We start from the raw sequence: 17676 nt of genomic DNA, 5'->3' as shown, positions 1-17676 counted from the left end.
CGCGTGAACTCGCCAGCAGCAGCATGATAAGGGCATGACCGTAGAAAAGCGGCGGGAGAGGTACAATCGCCTTATGAACCTACTCGCTTTTATACAACCTCCAACGATGCGCAATGGAATTCCGCTACAGCCTGCTGGAAGGAACATTCCACCACCAGGAATGGCACTTGCGCCTGCCGACAAGATGTTTCTCACCGAGGGGCTGGCTGCACTGAGTGCCAAGACCGAGGCGTTGAAAAAAAATCCGCTCTGGCCTGATCTTGAGATCTACCGGAAAGCGGTCGCGTGGAGCCTGGAGCTAAATACGATCTATAGTGCTCGTGAGCTGCAAACGGCAAAAGAGCTTCTGATTGAGGGAGGTGCTCGGGCAGATGCCCTCGCACGAGGCACGGCTCCGTGGATCAAGCAGACCGGCTTAGTGGTGCGCGGCTATATCAGTAAGCTCGATAGCTCGGTGCAGCCGTATGGTTTGTTGGTTCCCGAGAATGCGTTTGATGGCCAAAAGCACCGGCTCGATCTGTTTATGCATGGGCGTGGCGAAAGTCTCACGGAGCTCTCGTTTCTGGAGCAGCGGCGCAAGAGCGCGGGCGAGTTCACGCCGCCGGGCGCACTGGTGCTCCATCCCTACGGGCGTTTTTGCAATGCCAATCATATCGCGGGGGAAGTAGATGTCTTCGAGGCGATTGTTCATGTGCAGGGCCAGTACAAAATAGACAGTGAGCGGATTGTTCTGCGGGGGTTCTCGATGGGTGGAGGAGCCACCTGGCACCTAGCCGTCCACTACCCGGACTTCTGGTGCGCCGCCGCGCCGGGGGCGGGCTTTGCGGACACGATTCGCTTTTCGAACTTGAAGGAGGCGCAGATCCCGGGCTGGCAACGCAAGCTGCTTCGCCTCTACGACCCGGTGGACTGGGCGGTAAACCTAGCGCAGTGTCCGCTGGTGGTCTACTCGGGCGAGATGGATGGCCAGAAGCTTGCCGCCGACGACATGGCAGTGGCGCTTCAGGCTGAGGGTTTGCCCATGACCCATATTATTGGGCCGAACACGGGGCATTCGTATCATAAGGACAGTAAGCCGCTTATCAATGCAGAACTAGATAAGTTTGTGGTGCGTGGGCGAGAGAAGAGCCCAAACAAGATTCGCCTGACGACCTGGACACTGCGCTACGCGAAGTCCAACTGGCTGCACATAACCGGATTGGAAAAGCACTGGGAGCGTGCCCGCGCCGAAGCCGAGCGCAGCGGTGATGGCAAGAGCGTCACGATCAAGACAAGCGGCGTGAGCGCGCTGGCGCTGGACTCGGGCTTTCGCACGGTCAACCTGGATGGGCAGCTGCTCTCCGGGGCGAAGTTCTACAAAGAGGGCAAGAGCTGGAAATCCGGCGAGCCACGTGGCAAAACTCTGCGTAAGAAGCCCGGCTTGCAGGGGCCGATTGATGACGCGTTTATGGAGCGCTTTGTCTTTGTCCGGCCCACAGGAATCGCCAAGTCCGCTGAGCATGGAGCCTGGGCCAAGAAAGCTATGGAGCAGGCGCTGAGTGACTGGAAGACATTCTTCCGAGGCGAGGTGGTGGTGGTGGACGATGAAAAGCTCTCCGGAGAGCAGCTGCGCAATGCCAATCTGATTCTCTGGGGCGACCCGGCGTCTAATCGTGTTCTGGGCAATATGGCAAGCAAGCTGCCCCTGGGCTGGACAAGTGAGACTGCGCCGGTGTTTATCTACCCGAACCCGCTGAACGAGAGAAAGTACGTGGTAGTGAACTCCGGGTTTACTTGGCATGATTACATGTCTGGCTCCAATGCACACCACACCCCAAAGCTCCCTGACTGGGCCACGGTGCGCATCACCGATGGCGCAGTGACCGAAGTGGGCTTCTTCGACGAGAGCTGGAAGCGGTAGAATAGCCTCGTGCAGCAACAACGGATCGTGACGCAGCCGGTTTGCCATCTTTGGCAGGAGCCACGGCGGCGGGAGAATGACCGGGTTTCCCAGGTGCTTTTGGGAAGCTCCGTGGCTGTCGTCACCTCTTCTCCAGATGGTGAGTGGGTGCGTGTCCAGGCCGATGATACCTACCGTGGCTGGGCGGAGACGCGGTTTCTCGCTTCTGAAAGTTCGCCTGAGATGACTGTCTCCGTGCCGTTTGCTGATGTTCGTGCCGAGGCGCACACCGATGCATCGCTGGTGGCGCGGCTCTCGATCTTGAGTAAGCTTACGGCGCAACCACCCGTGGGCGACTGGTGCCCCGTGACACTGCCGGGCGGCACGCGCGGCTGGCTGCCGGTTTCTGCACTGGCACCCCTTCCCCGAAAATCCCCGGAAGTATGGGCGACGGAGTTTCTCGGGACACCGTATCTCTGGGGCGGGTCGTCGGCGTTTGGCCTGGACTGCTCCGGGCTGGCGCAGCTCTGCTACCGACTGGCAGGCGTGCTCTTGCGCCGCGATGCCGATATCCAGCGCTCCGACCCGCGCTTTGTTGCGGTCGAAAAAGAGGCGCTTGCGCCGGGCGATCTGGTGTTCTTTGGCAAGCCCGACAAGATCACGCACGTCGGGCTTCACTATAAAGAAAATCTCTTTATTCATGCCGCAGGCGGAGCGGGGACGATTGTTACCGAGTGGGGTGACCGGCGCTACTCTCCAAGCTATGTGGGTGCCCGGCGGCTTGATCCACAGAAAGTGAGCGTTCCCGTGCAGCGCCACAAGGCCGAAAACCGATGACTCTCCCCAAAAGTTTCTACGTACCTCTGGAGCGCGATCTCCTGCGCCTGACGGGCCGTGACCGCCAGAGTTTTTTGCAGGGCATGCTCACCAACGACATTGCCTCGCTCACGCCTGGGCAGGGCTGTTATGCGTTTCATCTCACCAGCAAAGGCCAGATCCTCGCGGACATGAGCGTACTTTGCTTAGACGACTGTCTCCTTCTGGACACCGAGCCCGGCTGGGGCGAGCCGCTTGCCGCTTCGCTGGAGCATCATTTGGTCATGGAGCGTGTCAAGATTCGCCTGACCACGGAGATCGTTTATTTTATTTACGAGGAAGGCAAGTGGCGGGCGCTCTACGACGCTACCTCTCCGCCAGAGCTGCCCGTGTGCGGCGAAGCGATCTATGAGGCGCTTCGGATTGAGGCGGGCATTCCGCGTGGGCGTGTGGACTTCGACGAGAAGACACTCGCGCCGGAGACAGGGCAGGCGGGCCGAGCGATTCACTATAAGAAAGGCTGCTATATCGGGCAGGAGATCGTGGCGCGCATTGATGCGCGGGGCCATACCAACCGGAGCCTGGTGACGCTAACAACGGAGCAAGTGGTCGAGCCTGGGACGCGGCTGACGGTGGACGGCAAAGATGTCGGCTGGATTACGTCGGCGGCGCTCGGGCCAACGTGCAGTGTCCCGGTGGCGCTGGGCTATCTACGAAATGAGCACGCCGCGCCGGGGACACAGGTCACGGTTGGTGCCTTTGGCAATGGAGTGGTCGCGTGAAGCACGGAGTTATTCTGGGAAGCATTGCCGCTGTTATGACCGTTGTCGGGGGGATATTCTGGGCGGTCAATGCCTGGGAGTACCAACAGATTGGGGAGAGCCAAGTCCGGCGGCACCTGGTGCGCGGCGTGGTCGAGATCAAGCGCGATGACCACTGGAAAGCACCGTTTATTGTTGAACCTCGTGCCCCACTTCTCACACGCGACGACCTGAAGCGCATCACAATCAGCGACATTCGCTGGGGGAATGCGGGCCTACTTTGTGCCACCGCCACCACGACCCCAGGAAAACCTCTGGAAGGACGTCTTGCCTTCATCATCGAAATTACGGAGACGGGGAACGGGAAGCGGATCCGAGATCGCGGTATCCGTCAGACACTCGCCTGGCCGGGGGGAGCCAAGATCCCCTTCGTCTTGCCCACCGACCTCTTTAAACCCATTCGCAACCAGACGACTCTGGTGCACCTGGAACCCATAGAATAGGATTTTTTGTATGCGCACTTCGACCAACACTCGTTTTAGCCAGTCGGGTTTTCATCACATGGCTCTCCGTGCACGAGATTTTGATGCCTCGCTGGCCTTTTACACCGAAGGAATGGGCTTTCCTGTGGCACACTCCTGGGGGGAGGGTGATAAACGAATCGCTCTTCTTGACTTAGGCGATGGTAACTACTTGGAGCTTTTTGCCTGTCCGCAAGCGACTGAAATTGTGGGAGGGAACCAGTTTTTCCACCTAGCACTCCGCTCCCTAGATGTTGACTCTGATATTGGCAAAGTTCGTCTACTCGGTTGTCCCATTACTATTGAACCTAAAAGCGTTGAAGTCAATGGGAAGACGATTCGTGTGGGATTTTTTCTGGGACCTGAGGGAGAAACTTGGGAATTCTTTCAAAATGACGAACTTTAAGATAGAATAGTAGCTAAGGAATTTTCAACGACGAAATGAGACAGATGAGAAAATCTAAGAACACTGAGGTTGGATGGTTTCTTATACTGTTACTTGTCGGTGTTTTGTTTATCTGCCTCCTCTTATTGCCTCAGCTACGCCACCAGCAAGGGGGCAAGTGGTCGCTTCCTCTGATTGGAGTTGCTTTCGTCATAGTTCTCTATCTCCAGCCTTCGGTGGCGCACCGAGTCCATCGCTGGCGCTCCGATCGGCGCGACGAGGCCGAGAAGCGCTGGTGGCGAGAGCGCGACAAGCGTGAGCAGGCGGCGCAGCTACGGATTGAGGCGCTTCGCCATGAGAAAGTACAACGCGAGAGTCGGCGGCGGCGGCGGTAGTCTGTGCTCCGTCATCTTGCCCGTCTACGCCAGCTCCTTACCTACCGCCGCCCGGAGCCGCCTCGCACTGCTCTTGAGCAGAGGAACAATCTTCAAATCGCGGTAATTGTTGTTGTGCTCTAGCGACACTAGTCGTCGGCGCGTATGCCTTCCATCGTCACCAGGATGATCGGCCCCCAGAAGGCCATTCCCCAGCCTGCAAAGGTCAGAAACTGCTGCTCCACCGGATGGGCCGCGACGAAGTCTTGCTTACCGATGGTTAGCAGGAGCAGGATACCCGCAAGGGTACCGAACCAGGCACAGAGGGCGCGAAGCTGCCACGGAAACTTTGTGAAAAATAGCTCAAGCATTACACTGAGACTTTACCGGATTTTTCGACGCTTTGTCAACCCTAAAACAAAGAAGATCACTAATCCGCCTGTGGTGAGCGCGGTGATACGACGCCCCATGGCAGAGTAGGGGGCCTGGTAGGTCAGCTCAATGGTGTGCCTGCCCGCTTCCAGAGGGACTCCCATAAAGAGATAGTCGGCTCGGAGAACCGGGCTTGGCTTGCCATCAATGCGTGCCTCCCAGCCGTCGTAGTAGGCTTCGTGGACAACCAGCAGGCCGGGAGCTGTGAGGGTGGTCTCCGTCCGAATCGAGCTAGGCGTAGGGCGTTGCGTCTTGCAGATTTCGGGTGCAGTGGTGGGAGAAACGAGCACCTTTTGTTCTATCAACGCCGCAGCGGGGGCAAGTGTCTTGAGGCGTTCCAGAGCGTACTCTTTATTTTGCTCCACCAAGACGGTGTGCACAACCCGCGCGAGGGGCAGGGCGGAGTCGCGAAGGTAGAGACCAGGGGCGACACGGGGCAAGGGCAGCTCTTCTTTGCTGGCAACATAGCGTACCCCCAGCCGATCCAGCAGGCCGTTGCGCGTTTGAGGCCAGTCGGCTGCCGTCGTTGTAGGGCTAAGCGGATCAAGGTCGGCGGCGGGTTTGCCAAGAGCAGCGGCAAGATAGGCAAACAGCTCCTTGCTGGTCAGAGAGTCATAACCGACCGCGCTGTACTGCTTGGTGAGCGCCCCGGACTCTGGCCAGATCTTGCTATCCTCTAGAGGCAGAAATCGAAAGGCTCGGGCATCTTCAGGAAGATCACTCTGGAACGTGTCCACCGGAGGAGCCAACAGAGCTTTGGGCAGTCCTAGGGAGGGGGCGTTGGCAAGCCCGAGATCCAAATAGAGAACCACAGAGGGCAGGTAGGCAAGTGCGGGGTGTCGGCGGCGGCCCCACAGAAATCCGAGCGCGACAGCCGAGAAAACCACAAAGAGCCCGATTCCCTGGCGCTGCCCCGTCAGCAGCCCCGCTAGTTTTGTGAGCTGGCGCTCCGGGTTCTCCGGATAGCTTGCTAAAATCCGTGCCTGACCCAGCGCGGTAAGCTTGGAGCGCCCCCCTAGCGTCGCAAGCAGTGCGCCCAGACCAAGGGCTACCACTGCGACGGAGAGAAGACGCACCTGCTGTAGCCGACGTCGTGTTGCAGAGGTGGTGCTCTCTAGGATTGCAGCCAGCCCTAGCCCCCCGAGAACCGGGAGCGTGAAGGCGACCAGGAACATCCAGCGGACTGGACGCGCGATGAAGCTCAGGCCGGGGAGCCGGGCAAGAAGTGAGTAGAGCGGGTTATAAGGCCCCATTGCAAGCAACAGGCCGCCTAACAACAGCCCCACGAAGAACCCTGTCCGTCGCCGTCGTGCAAGAATGAGCGCCGCCAGCGCAAAGTGCAGGGTCAGCACCCCCACATAGCCTGGCATCTCCACACTGGGCCCCTTGAGCAGTGCATTGTGAGTCGCTGCGCTACCAAGTAGCGCGGGGACGGCTAGAGTGGGTAGGGCTAGAGGAGGAAGAGATTGCTCACGCACGAAGCGCATTGGGAGTGCGGTGCGTGCGCTGCGCTCCAGAACCGTTAGAGCCGGAGCAAGCTGAACCGCGCTGACCCCCAAACTGACTAACACCACGACCCCGTAGCGCAGAGCAAGTGCCAATGCCACTGGCTGCGTGCGCAGCGCCGTCAGCCAGCGCAAAGTGAAGACCGCTCCCGCCATAAAGCTGATCTCAGGGAAACCTACCAGCAAGTTCATGCCGTAGGCGCTCCCTAGAAGCACGGGCCAGCGCCAGCCCTTCGGCTCCGCGAGCACCTTCTCGGTGAGGAGCAAGAACCAGGGAAGCCCCACTGCCGCCTCAATGACGGGGACATGCCCAAAGGCGACTCGTGTGGCGAAAAATGTCCCTAGAGGAAAGGCCAGTCCCGAAAAAAGCGCTGCGGGAACGGAGCGTGTGTAGTGCAGCAGCAGAAAATACATTCCCAGTGCCCCCAGGCAGAGATGCAGGAGCTGATCCCACACGAGCCCACACCCGACAGGGAGGAAAATAGCCAGCCAGAAGGCGGGGTAAAAGAGCCCTGCCTCCAGGCTCGCCAGAAATGGGATGCCTGCGAAGCTGTAGGGTTTCCAGAGGGGCCATACCCCCGCATTAAGGCTTTCCTGTGCGAATACTCTCCAGGGGTAGTAGAAAAGAGCGATGTCTTCGCCCAGGCGCACTTGGCGCTCGTCGAATGCGATCAAGGAACCATAAAAAAATAAAACCAGCCCCACCAGAAGGGCCGGCGGCAAGGCTGGTTTCATCGGCGCTAACACCTACATCTTATAGTATTTCTCGTCCTCACTCATTGCGGGGATCTCAAAACCGTACTGCTCCGCCCACTCCACAGTCTCCTGCCAGCGATCCTGCCGGTGCGCATCACTTGTCATAGAGGGCAGGAGATGGGGAGGCTCGGGCACTTCGTCCTCCGCGCGCTCCGCCCACTCACGGTGGAGCTTTTCATAAATCATAGACCACTTCCAGGGAAAAGGGCAAATAAACTGTTCTTCCATGAGACAATCACCTCTGGTTGTATTGTAGCAAAGTTTAAGGCTACAGTTGTGCTTTGCGACGATTTTTTTCTGGTTCAGCTAAATGCTTTTGCCAGTGCGTAAGCGACAGCGGCGGCGATCCCCCCGATACTTGCCGTCTCAAAAGCGCTGCGCCAGGGATTGCTGCCGGTGAAGCGGCCCTTGACGAAACCAAAAATACAAAGCGCGAGGAGGGTCACGACACATGAGAGCTGGAAGGCGGCAGTGTGCTGCGTCAGAAAAATGTAGGGAGCAAGAGGAATCAGGCCGCCAATGATATAGGAAATGCCGATCGTGATTGCGCTCTGGAGGGCACGTTTGGGATTGGGCTCTTCCAGACCCAACTCGAAGCGCATCATGAACTGCACGTAGCTTTCCGGGTTGCGCTCCAGCGCGGCAATAATAGGGGTAATCTCGGCTTCTGTCAGGCCGTAGCCCTCGAAGACTTCCCGGATCTCCGCCGCCTCCGCCTCGGGCTTGTGGACAACTTCCCAGGCTTCGCGCTTTTTCTCACTGATATAGTGCTCCGCCTCGCTCCGAGCCGCCAGATAGCCGCCCAGTCCCATTGCAATCGAGCCCGCTGCAATCTCCGCCAGCCCTGCGGTGACGACGATATGAGTGCCGAAAACTGCGCCGGAGAGGCCCGCTGCCAGCGCGAAGGGAACCGTCAGCCCATCCGCCATCCCGATAACCACATCCCGTACACTCTCTGAGGACTTAAAATGAGTTTCGTGGTGAAGATGGGTATCCAAGAGAGCTATCTTCCGATCTTGATGCCACCCTCACGGGGCGCAGTGATGATAATAGGCGCGGTGCTGTCTGTGGGCGCATCGGCGTTGCGGCCTCCCGTGGTGCCCACGAAGACAAAGCGCAGGGGCGGAAGTTTGGGATCACGTGTACTCAAGTAGCGAGAGGCCTCGGAGCCGCGTAGCGTAAACGTTGCTTCGTCTTTATTTCCTGGAATATAGAGTGCGCCCTGGCTGATCGTGATTCCTGGGGGGAGACCCAGGGCGGATATCACCACATCGCTGCGGCCATTGGTGGGGCGCACGACTTTCACGACCACAGTCGCGCTCTGACCGGGCCCGAGGTTCAGGCTCTCAATTCCCTGAACCGAGAGTCCGAAAGGGGGCTCCTCTTTCGCCACACCGATAAACGCGGCGCTGCGCTCAATGGGGCGAAGGTTGTTGTTCTGTGTGCGGTAGAGCTCAATGGGCTGGGCGAAGCGCCTCAGCAAACGGACATTACCCTGGTCGTCCGTCAGTTCTGTCGTTCCCTCGATGGTGATTGTCCCGCCTCCCAGGGCCGCTTTATCGTCTACTGTGATGAGCAGAAGCGCTTTGTCATCGTCGGGCGGGATGACTCCCGCTTCCGCTTTGATTCCCAGGGGAAGCCCCTTAATGGTAAGCTTGATCGGTCCTTTGAGTGCCTCACGGCGGGTGACGCGCACGAGCAGCGCCGCACGTCGCCCTGGGGCCAGGTTGGCCCCATCGGGTGTGACATTGAGGGAGAAGTCAGGGATTCCCGCTCCGATTGTCTCCCAGCAGTAGCTCCCCCCCGACGAGAGCGAGTCTGTGATCTCCACCACGTACTCACCCGCTTTGGGGAAGCAGGCGGGCATCCGTAGCTCCTCCTCGCCATCCATCAGCCGGGTCTGGACGACGGCATTTTTTTCGTCTCTAATTGTCACGCGGGGGCGGAGCTGCGAGCCCAAGCGCTTGGTGTAGAGCTCCAGGCCCATGCCGGGTTTGAGTGCTTGCACTTTAAAACGATCCACCTGGTTGGCACCCGTCAGTTTCCCCGAGAACATCGCAGGTAGTGTCACGGCAGTGGCGAGGCCGATTGTCTCCACCGGGCCGCCCCCATCGGGCAGATCCCTCACCAGCACGGGAGTGTCTCCCATCGCCGTGTGGAGCATCGTCACCCCCGCCGCATCGCGCGCCAGCAATGCCTCAATAGATACATTGCCCATACTGGCGGAGAAGTTGGCACCAGGCCGTGCGACTAAGTTTGAAAGAGTGGTGTCTGCGGGCAAGTTACCTATTGCTAGACGGTAGATTGAGGCTGGATTGCCTTTCCAGAGTAAATCGCGCACCAAAAGTGTGTACTCACCGTCGTTGGGGCAGATCCACTCTAAAATAGGGTCAATATCAATGCGCCCTAGGCTCTTGGCAAGCTCTTTACCCTTGCTATCATAGAGATAGAGCACCGGGTTGAAGAACTGGGGGCACTGCTCATTGATTCGATAGGCTTTCAAGTTGAACGTGAGTGGTTCGCCTTTTTTGGCAGAAAAAAGAAACTTATCCCGCTGGCCCGACAGCGTAAGAGCACCGTTGATGATGGCGGGGAGAGCGATTGTGAGGCTCGTATTGGGGAGCGCCAGTGTCTCTGGCAGGTTGCCAATCTCAAAGGTAAAGGGGGATGAGATGCCCTGCTCAGTGACGAGGCGCACCTCGCGCAAACCGGGAGGGGCATCGGCGGCGATACTCAGCTTGGCCGTGATCTGCCCTGCGCGTGCCCGTGCCTGGAGCCAGCTAACAATCTTATCCCGGTCCTCTTTCTTGATATCTGCGCCACGTGCCGTGATCATTCGGTCTGCCGTAGCGGCCCACTGCTCGGGCGACAGAGTGCGGTTATCCGGGGAGCGCGACTCGTGGCAGGTAACGCACTTGGCGTTGAAGAGGGGCCGAATCGTGTCGTCCACTGGGCCTCCTGCCGCACGGAGCTCCGCCTTGACACCCGGCCCACCATTGACGACCACACGCTTGGCTCCTGCTAGGCCACCGCCACGAATCGCGATCTCGACACTCTGTCCTGCCTGTGCACCCGCGGGGTAGAGCGCGGCGATGCGCGGGTTCTGGGCAAGCGCGGCACTCATGAGCGCAAGCGCTGTCAACAAACCGATGGTGCGTTTCATTGGGGCACTCCTGGTGCGGCGGGTGTATTCGGTGCGGGGGGAAGCTCGCGCACCAGCTTGTTCTGGATCACATCGTAGAGACGGACACGGCCATCCAGTGAAGCGGCGGCGAGAAGCTGGCTGTTGGGCGAGAGCGCGAGACCCCAGATATCTCCTAGGGCCTCCGTGAACTCTTTTTCCAAGCGATTGCGGCCCAGGTTCCAGACCTTCACTTTCTTATCCGCACCCCCTGAGGCGACTGTCTGGCCGTTGGGAGCCACGGCGATGGCATAGACTCCATCGGGGTGGGCACCGCCAAAAGTCTGGCCGGTGAAGCCCGTGCGCGGATCGGGCTCCTTAGGGTCGCGGGCCTTGCCATCGGAGCGCACCCCGAAGATGCGCAGAGCACCATCGCCGCTGCCCACGAGAAAACGCCCGGGCTGCGGGAGCGCGGCGACGCACCAGACCACGCTGCCGCACTGGTCAAAGTTCACCACGACGCGGCGTTTGTCGGCATCCCAGACCTTGAACATCTTGTCCGCGCCCCCCGTGGCAAAGAGCGCCCCGCCGTCTTGGGGTGTGGTGCGGCTCGGCACGGTGACACTCAGACAGCGCCCCACGTGCTCAGAGAGGGTGCCGATAGTCTGACCACTCATGGCATCCGTTACGCAGACTTTCTCATCATTGGCGGCGGAGAGGATCTGGTTGCCCAGAAATGCCACCGATTCCACGGTATCGTAGTGAGGCTTGAGAGTTTTTATCACTTGCCCACTGGTGGCGTTTAGTAGCAAGATCACGCCGCTCATGCCGGGCACGCCCGTTCCAGCGGCAATCACGCCGCCATCGGGGGAGAACGCGAGGGTGCGAATGGCATCTGTGGAGACGCTCCAGTCCGAGAGCTTATTGCCGCTCGCGACATCGTAGATCACCACGCGCCGATAAGTCCCCACCGCGAGGCGCACGCCATCGGGTGAGAACGCCACTGCCCAGCACGGCGGCAGTTTGGTCGCGACGGGAAGGCCCCCCCCGCCCCCGCCGGGCGGGGGAGCTTTTACGGGGACTTTACCCGTCGTTTTCTTCTGTGATCGTGTCGCCCACATGAATTTCGCCTTCCTCCAGCACCCGCGCTCGAATCCCAGCTTGGTTCACCAGACGCCGAGCCAGGCCGGGGCGCTGTGTGTGTGCCTCCAGCTTGGCGCACGGCTGACAGAGCTCCGTGCCCTCGCAGAGCACGCTGCCCACGCGGAAGCGCTTGCCGACGAGTTCATTGAGCGAGACGCCCGTCACGGTGATATTACGCCGCGACTCACCGGGGGCAAAACCCTCTGTGTCCACAGCCTCCGCCTCGATGAGCGTGATATTGGTGGTCTGGCGGTCGCCCGCAATGCCGCTGTCTTTGACAAGCCGCGCCGACGCGACAGAATCTACAGGTGCCCAGGATGTCGGGGCAATGTGAATGGAACGAATCATGATATTAGACCAGCTCGCCGATGTGGCGACCGCCGCGCGAGAGAGTGATGCGGACGCCTTCGGGGGACGTGATGGACTGCGTGTAGTCAATGCCGAGGCACTGGTAGATTGTTGCCGCTAAGTCTTCGGGCTTGACGGGGCGCTCGGCGGGCTCAAAGCCTTTGGTGTCCGAAGAGCCGACGACCACACCGCCCTTCACGCCCCCTCCGGCGACAAGTACCGAGAAACAGCGGGCGTGGTGATCACGGCCCCCGTCGCGGTTCACAATCGGGGTGCGCCCAAACTCGCTCATCACAATCACCATGGTGGTCTTGAGCAGGCCGCGCTGTTGCAAGTCCTCAATAAACGCGGCGACGCCTTTATCAAAAGTGGGTAGCAAATTGCGCGAGAGGTTGTTGAAGGCGTTGTTGTGTGTGTCCCAGCCGCCCGACGAGACCGTCACAAAGCGCACGCCACCCTCCACCAAGCGCCGCGCCAGTAGCAAACTCTGCCCGAGCTGCGTGCGTCCGTAGGCATCGCGCACTTTCGCAGGCTCCTTACTGACATCAAACGATGCGCGCGCCTCTGCCGACGAGAGCAGGCCATACGCTCGGTTATAGAAAGAGTTGACAGCCTTGGCGCGATCCGAACCCTTCTCGAAACGCGAAAACGCCGAGTCCACGGACTCGCGCAGGGTCTTGCGGCGGTCCATGCGCTCCAGTGTCATGCCCTGTGGTAAGTCTAAATCGCGCACGCGGAAGCCGCCGTTGTTGGGATCGCCGCCCGGCGCGAACGGATCGAGAGCCGCACCGAGAAAGCCCGCACCGCCGTACTGAATCTGGCCGGGAACCGCGATATAAGGTGGAAGCGCGGATTTCGTGGGCAGGAACTTGGCCGCCACCGAGCCGTAGCTGGGAACCCCGAAGCCGGGTAGGGGCTGGAACCCCGTCAGCATGTAGTGGGTGCCGCGCTCGTGGGCCGCTTCGCCCGTGGTCATGGAGCGGATCAGCGAGAACTTATCAGCCTGCGCGGCAAGCAGCGGCAGGTGCTCCGAGAGCTGCATCCCGTCGGCCTTGGTGTTGATCGGGTTGAACTGACCGCGAATCTCCACGGGGGCATCGGGCTTGAGATCGAAGGTGTCTAAGTGGCTCGCGCCACCCCCCAGCCAGATAATCACAGCAGACTGCGCCGTCGCGCCTTGCAGACCCGCTGCCTGGGCTTCTTCAGCCTCAAACAGATCGGTCATGCTGAGACCCAGCAGGGCTCCGGCTTTGAGGCCGGTGCTGAGGAAACTACGTCGAGAGAGTGCGTTGTATTCCGTACACGCGTTCGGGTCTGTTGGTTCCGCCATGGTGTTTTGTCCTCTACTCTGAAATTCGGTTCATTGTAACATTAATCAGTAGGTACAATCAAGCCATGAATCTGCCAACACTCACGGATCGAATTGGCGCGACGCCGCTGGTATTACTGCCCTCACCCAACCCCGACATCCCTATTCTCGGGAAGATGGAGGGCAACAACCCCGGGGGAAGCGTGAAAGATCGGCCCGCGTGGTCCATGATCCGCCGCGCCGAGGAGCGAGGTGAGCTGAAGCCCGGCGTGACATTGATCGAGCCTACCAGCGGCAACACGGGAATCGCACTGGCGATGATCGCCGCCGCCCGTGGCTATAAATTGGAGCTGGTCATGCCCGCCAATAGTACGGCGGAGCGAGTGCAGACCATGCGGGCACTGGGGGCAAAAGTTGTCCTTACTCCGGCGACAGGGGGCATGGAGGGCACAATTGACTTTGCCCATGCACGGCTCAAAGCGAATCCGGGGAGCTACTTGATGCTCAATCAGTTCGCCAATCCGGATAACTGGCGTGCGCACTACGAGACCACAGGCCCCGAGATTTGGCAGGACACGGAGCGAAGAATCACGCACTTTGTCTCGGCGATGGGCACCACGGGAACCATCATGGGGGTCTCGCGCTACTTGAAAGAGCAGAGCCCCGCGGTTCAAATCGTCGGCTGCCAGCCCACGCCCGGCTCGCGTATTCCTGGGATTCGGCGCTGGGCACTGGAGTACCTGCCCAAAATCTTCGAGCGCGAGCGTGTTGATCGTGTGATTGACATTGAGCAAGGAATCGCCGAATCCACGGCCCGAAAGCTCGCCGCGACCACGGGGATCTTCACGGGTGTCTCAGCGGCAGGGGCGCTCTGGGCCGCGCAACAAGTGGCGAGCGAGCTGGCTAAAGAGGGCAAAAAGGGCCTGATCGTGACGATTCTCTGTGACCGGGGCGACCGCTACCTCTCGTCGGACTTATTTGCCGATGGCCACCCGGAGCTGGGTGCGCTGGAGATAATTTCATGAGCACGGTACGCGTCACACTGGAGCGTGTCGGGCCGTGTGCCTACGACGCCACCGATGCGCTGGGCAATACAATGCGCCTGGCGGGCTCTGCCGAGCTGGATCAGCAGATTCGCGAGCGCCTCCCCGATGCAAGTGTCTTCCCTGAGACGTTGCCGCTTCTGGAGAACTCTGGCCCAGGCTTTCGGCCCATGGCGCTTCTCTTGATCTCGCTGGCGGGCTGTAGCGCACTGGATCTGGGCCTGATTCTAGCGCGGCAACGGCAAGATGTCCGTGGGCTCACTATCGTTGCGGACGGTACCCGCGCCGACGCCACGCCCGCGCCCTACACCCATATCATCCTGACATTCACCGTTCGTGGCCCCGTAGACCCTGTAGCACTTTCCCGCGCCGCCGAGCTCGCCGTACGCAAGTACTGCTCCGTCGCCGACACGCTCAAGCCGGAGATCACGGTGGTGACGAGAGTTGCGGAGCTGGGAGGATGAAACGTCGTGTACCGCTCGCGCTACAAGTGCTCATCGGGGTGGCTCTGGGGATCGTGCTTGGAGTGACTGCTGGCAAAGGCGAGCTGACCGAGACTCTCGGGGCGATTGGGATCCTCTCGATCAAGGCACTACGGGCGCTCGCGGTGCCGCTGGTGTTCTTCGCGATTCTCGATGCGTTTGTTAAGACACGGATCGAAGCGAGGAAGTTCGGGCGGCTGATGCTCATCTGCCTGGTCAATGTTTCCGTAGCGATGGCAATTGGGCTGACACTGCTCAATGTTTTTCAGCCCGGCAAGCTCTGGCGCGGCAAGCTGGAGACACTCATTGCGCAGACACACGCAAAAGCCCCGGAGGCAAAAAAAGTTGAGGATCCCGAGGCGCCCGGCGCGACTCTGGAGCTTCTGCCCAATGTCAGCTACTACGTTCCCTCGTCGCTGGTGCGGCCTTTTGTCTACAATAACTTAATTTCCGTGGTGCTGCTGGCGCTGCTGATCGGGGCGGCGATCCGAAAAGTACGCGCGGAGCAAGAAGCGCTTAGCGAATCAACAGAGCAGAGCATTCGGACCATCGAGAGCTTTATCGCTGCCGCGTACCAAGTGATGCTGGTGATGCTTGAGTGGATTGTTCGCACCGTGCCCTACGCCGTCTTTGGTACCGTGGCAAAGGTGGTGGGGGCGTCGGGGGTTGGGGTATTTGCCCTACTCTGGGTCTTTTTGCTCGTCGCGCTCACCGGGCTGGCGCTCCATAGCTTAGTGTACTACCCGGCAATTGCTTATTTCTGGGGCAAGAAATCCCCGAAGGTCTATCTCGGGCAAGGCGCGGATGCGATTCTCACGGGGCTCTCCACCAACTCCAGTTTGGCGTCGGTGCCTATCACACTCAAGTGTTTGGAGAAGATGGGGGTCTCGACGGCATCTGCGCGCCTCGCGGCGTGCGTGGGCACCAACCTCAACAACGACGGCATCACGCTCTACGAGGCGATGGCGGCGCTCTTTCTGGCGCAGGCACTGGGCAAAGATCTCTCGCTCGTGGCACAGTTTCAGGTAGTGCTTGCCTCCATCATGGCCGGAGCCGGTATCGCCGGAATCCCCGAAGCGGGCCTGATTGTCCTGCCGCTCGTACTCAGCACAGCTGGGCTCTCCGCCGAGACTATCGCCGTCGCGCTGCCGCTGCTCATTCCCGTAGACTGGATCATCGCCCGCGCCCGCTCCGGGGTCAATGTCATGAGCGACATGCTTGTCGCGATCTTGCTTGATGCCGGTCAAAAGCTCACTGACGAGTAATGACCGAGCTGCTGCGCCTTCGTCTGCCCACCGACAACGCCTTTGTGAGTGTCGCACGGGAGGCGGTCGTCTCTGTGGCACGCAAGCTTCGCTTTCCCGAGGCGGAGCGTGAGGCGCTCCGGCTGGCGGTGGGCGAGGCGTGCAACAATACAGTGGAGCACGGCGATGAGCGAGGGATGCTGACTCTGCGCTGCCTGCATGACTACGAGTTTCTGATTGTGGAAGTGAGTAATGCGGGAGAGGGAGCACTGCCTAGCTCTCCTGCCGCAATGCCGGATGCCAGTGCTGAAGGGGGGCGTGGCCGTGCGCTCATGGAAGCCCTCACCGATAGCGTGGAGTACTTCGTGGGGGAGGGGCAGACCTTGGTGCGTCTCAAAAAGCGCCTGCCTCTCTCCTGAAAGCCCTGCGTGAAATACCAGGATTTCGGCTTTTTAGCCCATTACCTCAACTAATTTCACTTTACCGCAGATAATCCAGAAGGGACATACTGCCTATCTTAACCCGCCATCGCCAGAGCCGCTTGCTGGGAGTTTTCCGCCGATTTCTCCTTCACAATTGCCTCGGTGAAATCCACGTCGCGCAGCTCCGACTGCCGAACTTCTAGGAGACCGACTTCCTTTTCGATCCCCCGCTGGGCCATATCCAGGTAGTTCAGGCGCGCACCCATATCTCCTCGAAGGCTCACCACCCGGTTCCAGTCGGCATCCACTTTGGTCATGCTCGTGCGAATCGCCTCACTGTTGCCCGAGAGAACGGCTTGCTCCAGTCCCTTTAAGTTCGCGAAAAGATCGCTGCCTTCCTGCCCTCGCTGAAGCTGCTCTCCGGTGATACTGATCGCCAGCGGTTGTCCGTCGGTGGGATCCAGCTTCAGCGTACTGACATTGCCCGCGTAGGTCACGGACTCGCCTGCCACAAAGGGGCGGACATCACTTTTGGTGCCACTGAAGAGATAGCGCTGGTCCACGCGAGTATTGGCCAGGTTGAGCACAGACACTGCCGAGCTTCGAATCTGGGCCGCGAGTGCAGCCCGGTCGGCATCACTGCCGGTAGCAGTGTTGGCGGCGCGCAGCCCGGCGATCTTGGCTGCCTGAAGGGCGGTGGAGAGCTCTCCCAGTACCGACTCGGTGGACTTCATCAGGGGCAGAGCACCGCTGATACTCTCCGTCTGCTGCTGGCGCTCTGCCAGGCGAGACTGGATTGTCAGTAGCTCCACCGTTCCTGCGGGATTGTCGGAGGCGCGCTCTAGCTTCAGCCCGGAGCTGACCTGACCTTGTGCCTTGTTGAGGCGTGCCTGGTTGTTCTGAAGGCTAGCGAGGCGCTGCTGGTGGGTGATCCAGGTGGTGATTCTCATGGTTCTTTTCTCTCTGTTTTTTTATTAGACTTTAGTTTCCGCTAATTGGGGGTAGTTTGCATGGCATGGCCAAAGACGATACAAGAGCTTATCACAACACAGGAAAGACCTTTGACCATGCCAACTACAGTTTATCAAACAGCCCTTCTCATTTGCCAACTCTGCCGCACATTACCCATCGGAAC

The 17676-nt window shown here is 59.7% G+C and carries 19 protein-coding genes; 10 read left to right on the top strand and 9 right to left on the bottom strand.

Annotated features, from left to right (window positions below):
• The first annotated feature begins 73 nt into the window (after positions 1-73).
• Genes ACH2ED_RS15485 through ACH2ED_RS15460 form a run of 6 tightly spaced genes read left to right on the top strand, consistent with a single transcriptional unit; the run spans position 74 to position 4757 of the window.
• On the top strand, positions 74-1900 hold the full coding sequence (locus ACH2ED_RS15485) for a prolyl oligopeptidase family serine peptidase (RefSeq protein ID WP_395092933.1): 1827 nt from the start codon (positions 74-76) through the stop codon (positions 1898-1900).
• Positions 1901-1909: 9 nt separating this feature from the next.
• Positions 1910-2716 (top strand): C40 family peptidase, encoded by an 807-nt coding sequence (locus ACH2ED_RS15480; protein ID WP_395092930.1) that lies wholly within the window; start codon positions 1910-1912, stop codon positions 2714-2716.
• Positions 2713-3477 carry a YgfZ/GcvT domain-containing protein gene (locus tag ACH2ED_RS15475; RefSeq protein ID WP_395092927.1) on the top strand — a complete coding sequence of 255 codons (765 nt, stop codon included), beginning with the start codon at positions 2713-2715 and terminating at the stop codon, positions 3475-3477. The genes ACH2ED_RS15480 and ACH2ED_RS15475 overlap by 4 nt, the downstream gene beginning before the upstream one ends.
• Positions 3474-3959, top strand: a complete 486-nt coding sequence (locus ACH2ED_RS15470; protein ID WP_395092924.1) for a hypothetical protein — start codon at positions 3474-3476, stop codon at positions 3957-3959. Before ACH2ED_RS15475 ends, ACH2ED_RS15470 begins: the two co-directional genes overlap by 4 nt.
• Before the next feature lie 10 nt (positions 3960-3969).
• Positions 3970-4383 (top strand): VOC family protein, encoded by a 414-nt coding sequence (locus tag ACH2ED_RS15465; protein ID WP_395092921.1) that lies wholly within the window; start codon positions 3970-3972, stop codon positions 4381-4383.
• A gap of 35 nt (positions 4384-4418) precedes the next feature.
• The gene (locus tag ACH2ED_RS15460; RefSeq protein WP_395092918.1) at positions 4419-4757 is read left to right on the top strand and encodes a hypothetical protein; all 339 of its coding nucleotides are present in this window, start codon (positions 4419-4421) and stop codon (positions 4755-4757) included.
• 128 nt (positions 4758-4885) lie between these two features.
• On the opposite strand, the gene ACH2ED_RS15455 is transcribed toward ACH2ED_RS15460, so the two are convergent.
• The 8 genes from ACH2ED_RS15455 to ACH2ED_RS15420 all read right to left on the bottom strand — a co-directional run bounded on the left by ACH2ED_RS15455 (position 4886) and on the right by ACH2ED_RS15420 (position 13371).
• Positions 4886-5107 carry a hypothetical protein gene (locus ACH2ED_RS15455; protein WP_395092915.1) on the bottom strand — a complete coding sequence of 74 codons (222 nt, stop codon included), beginning with the start codon at positions 5105-5107 and terminating at the stop codon, positions 4886-4888.
• A gap of 12 nt (positions 5108-5119) precedes the next feature.
• Positions 5120-7408 carry a YfhO family protein gene (locus tag ACH2ED_RS15450; RefSeq protein WP_395092912.1) on the bottom strand — a complete coding sequence of 763 codons (2289 nt, stop codon included), beginning with the start codon at positions 7406-7408 and terminating at the stop codon, positions 5120-5122.
• A 12-nt stretch (positions 7409-7420) separates the two neighbouring features.
• Positions 7421-7615: a hypothetical protein gene (locus tag ACH2ED_RS15445; RefSeq protein ID WP_395092909.1), complete on the bottom strand. Its 195-nt coding sequence runs from the start codon at positions 7613-7615 to the stop codon at positions 7421-7423.
• 116 nt (positions 7616-7731) lie between these two features.
• The gene (locus ACH2ED_RS15440; protein ID WP_395092906.1) at positions 7732-8427 is read right to left on the bottom strand and encodes a VIT1/CCC1 transporter family protein; all 696 of its coding nucleotides are present in this window, start codon (positions 8425-8427) and stop codon (positions 7732-7734) included.
• Between the two features lie 5 nt (positions 8428-8432).
• Positions 8433-10592, bottom strand: coding sequence for a c-type cytochrome (locus ACH2ED_RS15435; RefSeq protein WP_395092903.1), 2160 nt, complete (start codon positions 10590-10592; stop codon positions 8433-8435).
• Positions 10589-11671 carry a WD40 repeat domain-containing protein gene (locus tag ACH2ED_RS15430; RefSeq protein ID WP_395092900.1) on the bottom strand — a complete coding sequence of 361 codons (1083 nt, stop codon included), beginning with the start codon at positions 11669-11671 and terminating at the stop codon, positions 10589-10591. The genes ACH2ED_RS15435 and ACH2ED_RS15430 overlap by 4 nt, the downstream gene beginning before the upstream one ends.
• The gene (locus ACH2ED_RS15425; RefSeq protein WP_395092897.1) at positions 11634-12041 is read right to left on the bottom strand and encodes an MOSC domain-containing protein; all 408 of its coding nucleotides are present in this window, start codon (positions 12039-12041) and stop codon (positions 11634-11636) included. The genes ACH2ED_RS15430 and ACH2ED_RS15425 overlap by 38 nt, the downstream gene beginning before the upstream one ends.
• Positions 12042-12045: 4 nt before the next feature.
• Positions 12046-13371 carry a DUF1501 domain-containing protein gene (locus ACH2ED_RS15420; protein WP_395092894.1) on the bottom strand — a complete coding sequence of 442 codons (1326 nt, stop codon included), beginning with the start codon at positions 13369-13371 and terminating at the stop codon, positions 12046-12048.
• A gap of 65 nt (positions 13372-13436) precedes the next feature.
• Between ACH2ED_RS15420 and cysM the strand changes: the two genes are divergently transcribed.
• From cysM to ACH2ED_RS15400, 4 genes are read left to right on the top strand one after another with little or no spacing between them, the layout of a single operon-like run.
• Positions 13437-14375 carry a cysteine synthase CysM gene (cysM, locus tag ACH2ED_RS15415; protein ID WP_395092891.1) on the top strand — a complete coding sequence of 313 codons (939 nt, stop codon included), beginning with the start codon at positions 13437-13439 and terminating at the stop codon, positions 14373-14375.
• The gene (locus ACH2ED_RS15410; protein WP_395092888.1) at positions 14372-14857 is read left to right on the top strand and encodes an OsmC family protein; all 486 of its coding nucleotides are present in this window, start codon (positions 14372-14374) and stop codon (positions 14855-14857) included. Before cysM ends, ACH2ED_RS15410 begins: the two co-directional genes overlap by 4 nt.
• A complete protein-coding gene (locus tag ACH2ED_RS15405; RefSeq protein WP_395092885.1) occupies positions 14854-16140 on the top strand; it encodes a dicarboxylate/amino acid:cation symporter in 1287 nt (428 codons plus the stop codon). The genes ACH2ED_RS15410 and ACH2ED_RS15405 overlap by 4 nt, the downstream gene beginning before the upstream one ends.
• Positions 16140-16538 carry an ATP-binding protein gene (locus ACH2ED_RS15400; RefSeq protein ID WP_395092882.1) on the top strand — a complete coding sequence of 133 codons (399 nt, stop codon included), beginning with the start codon at positions 16140-16142 and terminating at the stop codon, positions 16536-16538. The genes ACH2ED_RS15405 and ACH2ED_RS15400 overlap by 1 nt, the downstream gene beginning before the upstream one ends.
• A gap of 98 nt (positions 16539-16636) precedes the next feature.
• On the opposite strand, the gene flgL is transcribed toward ACH2ED_RS15400, so the two are convergent.
• Entirely contained in the window at positions 16637-17491 is an 855-nt protein-coding gene (flgL, locus tag ACH2ED_RS15395; protein WP_395092879.1) for a flagellar hook-associated protein FlgL, read from the bottom strand.
• Between the last annotated feature and the right edge of the window lie 185 nt (positions 17492-17676).

This window comes from Armatimonas sp. (assembly GCF_043757465.1).
In the GTDB taxonomy this organism is placed as follows: Bacteria; Armatimonadota; Armatimonadia; order Armatimonadales; family Armatimonadaceae; genus Armatimonas.
The sequence above is the reverse complement of the archived record's forward strand: the minus strand, read 5'-3'. Positions and strand labels throughout refer to the sequence as shown.

Bases quoted from the DNA above. Each gene is read 5' to 3' on its own strand.
- flgL (WP_395092879.1), bottom strand. From the start codon at position 17,491: ATGAGAATCACCACCTGGATCACCCACCAGCAGCGCCTCGCTAGCCTT.
- ACH2ED_RS15460 (WP_395092918.1), top strand. From the start codon at position 4,419: ATGAGACAGATGAGAAAATCTAAGAACACTGAGGTTGGATGGTTTCTT.
- ACH2ED_RS15410 (WP_395092888.1), top strand. From the start codon at position 14,372: ATGAGCACGGTACGCGTCACACTGGAGCGTGTCGGGCCGTGTGCCTAC.
- ACH2ED_RS15435 (WP_395092903.1), bottom strand. From the start codon at position 10,592: ATGAAACGCACCATCGGTTTGTTGACAGCGCTTGCGCTCATGAGTGCC.
- ACH2ED_RS15450 (WP_395092912.1), bottom strand. From the start codon at position 7,408: ATGAAACCAGCCTTGCCGCCGGCCCTTCTGGTGGGGCTGGTTTTATTT.
- ACH2ED_RS15405 (WP_395092885.1), top strand. From the start codon at position 14,854: ATGAAACGTCGTGTACCGCTCGCGCTACAAGTGCTCATCGGGGTGGCT.
- ACH2ED_RS15420 (WP_395092894.1), bottom strand. From the start codon at position 13,371: ATGGCGGAACCAACAGACCCGAACGCGTGTACGGAATACAACGCACTC.
- ACH2ED_RS15465 (WP_395092921.1), top strand. From the start codon at position 3,970: ATGCGCACTTCGACCAACACTCGTTTTAGCCAGTCGGGTTTTCATCAC.
- ACH2ED_RS15475 (WP_395092927.1), top strand. From the start codon at position 2,713: ATGACTCTCCCCAAAAGTTTCTACGTACCTCTGGAGCGCGATCTCCTG.
- ACH2ED_RS15430 (WP_395092900.1), bottom strand. From the start codon at position 11,671: ATGTGGGCGACACGATCACAGAAGAAAACGACGGGTAAAGTCCCCGTA.
- ACH2ED_RS15400 (WP_395092882.1), top strand. From the start codon at position 16,140: ATGACCGAGCTGCTGCGCCTTCGTCTGCCCACCGACAACGCCTTTGTG.
- ACH2ED_RS15455 (WP_395092915.1), bottom strand. From the start codon at position 5,107: ATGCTTGAGCTATTTTTCACAAAGTTTCCGTGGCAGCTTCGCGCCCTC.
- ACH2ED_RS15425 (WP_395092897.1), bottom strand. From the start codon at position 12,041: ATGATTCGTTCCATTCACATTGCCCCGACATCCTGGGCACCTGTAGAT.
- ACH2ED_RS15485 (WP_395092933.1), top strand. From the start codon at position 74: ATGAACCTACTCGCTTTTATACAACCTCCAACGATGCGCAATGGAATT.
- cysM (WP_395092891.1), top strand. From the start codon at position 13,437: ATGAATCTGCCAACACTCACGGATCGAATTGGCGCGACGCCGCTGGTA.
- ACH2ED_RS15445 (WP_395092909.1), bottom strand. From the start codon at position 7,615: ATGATTTATGAAAAGCTCCACCGTGAGTGGGCGGAGCGCGCGGAGGAC.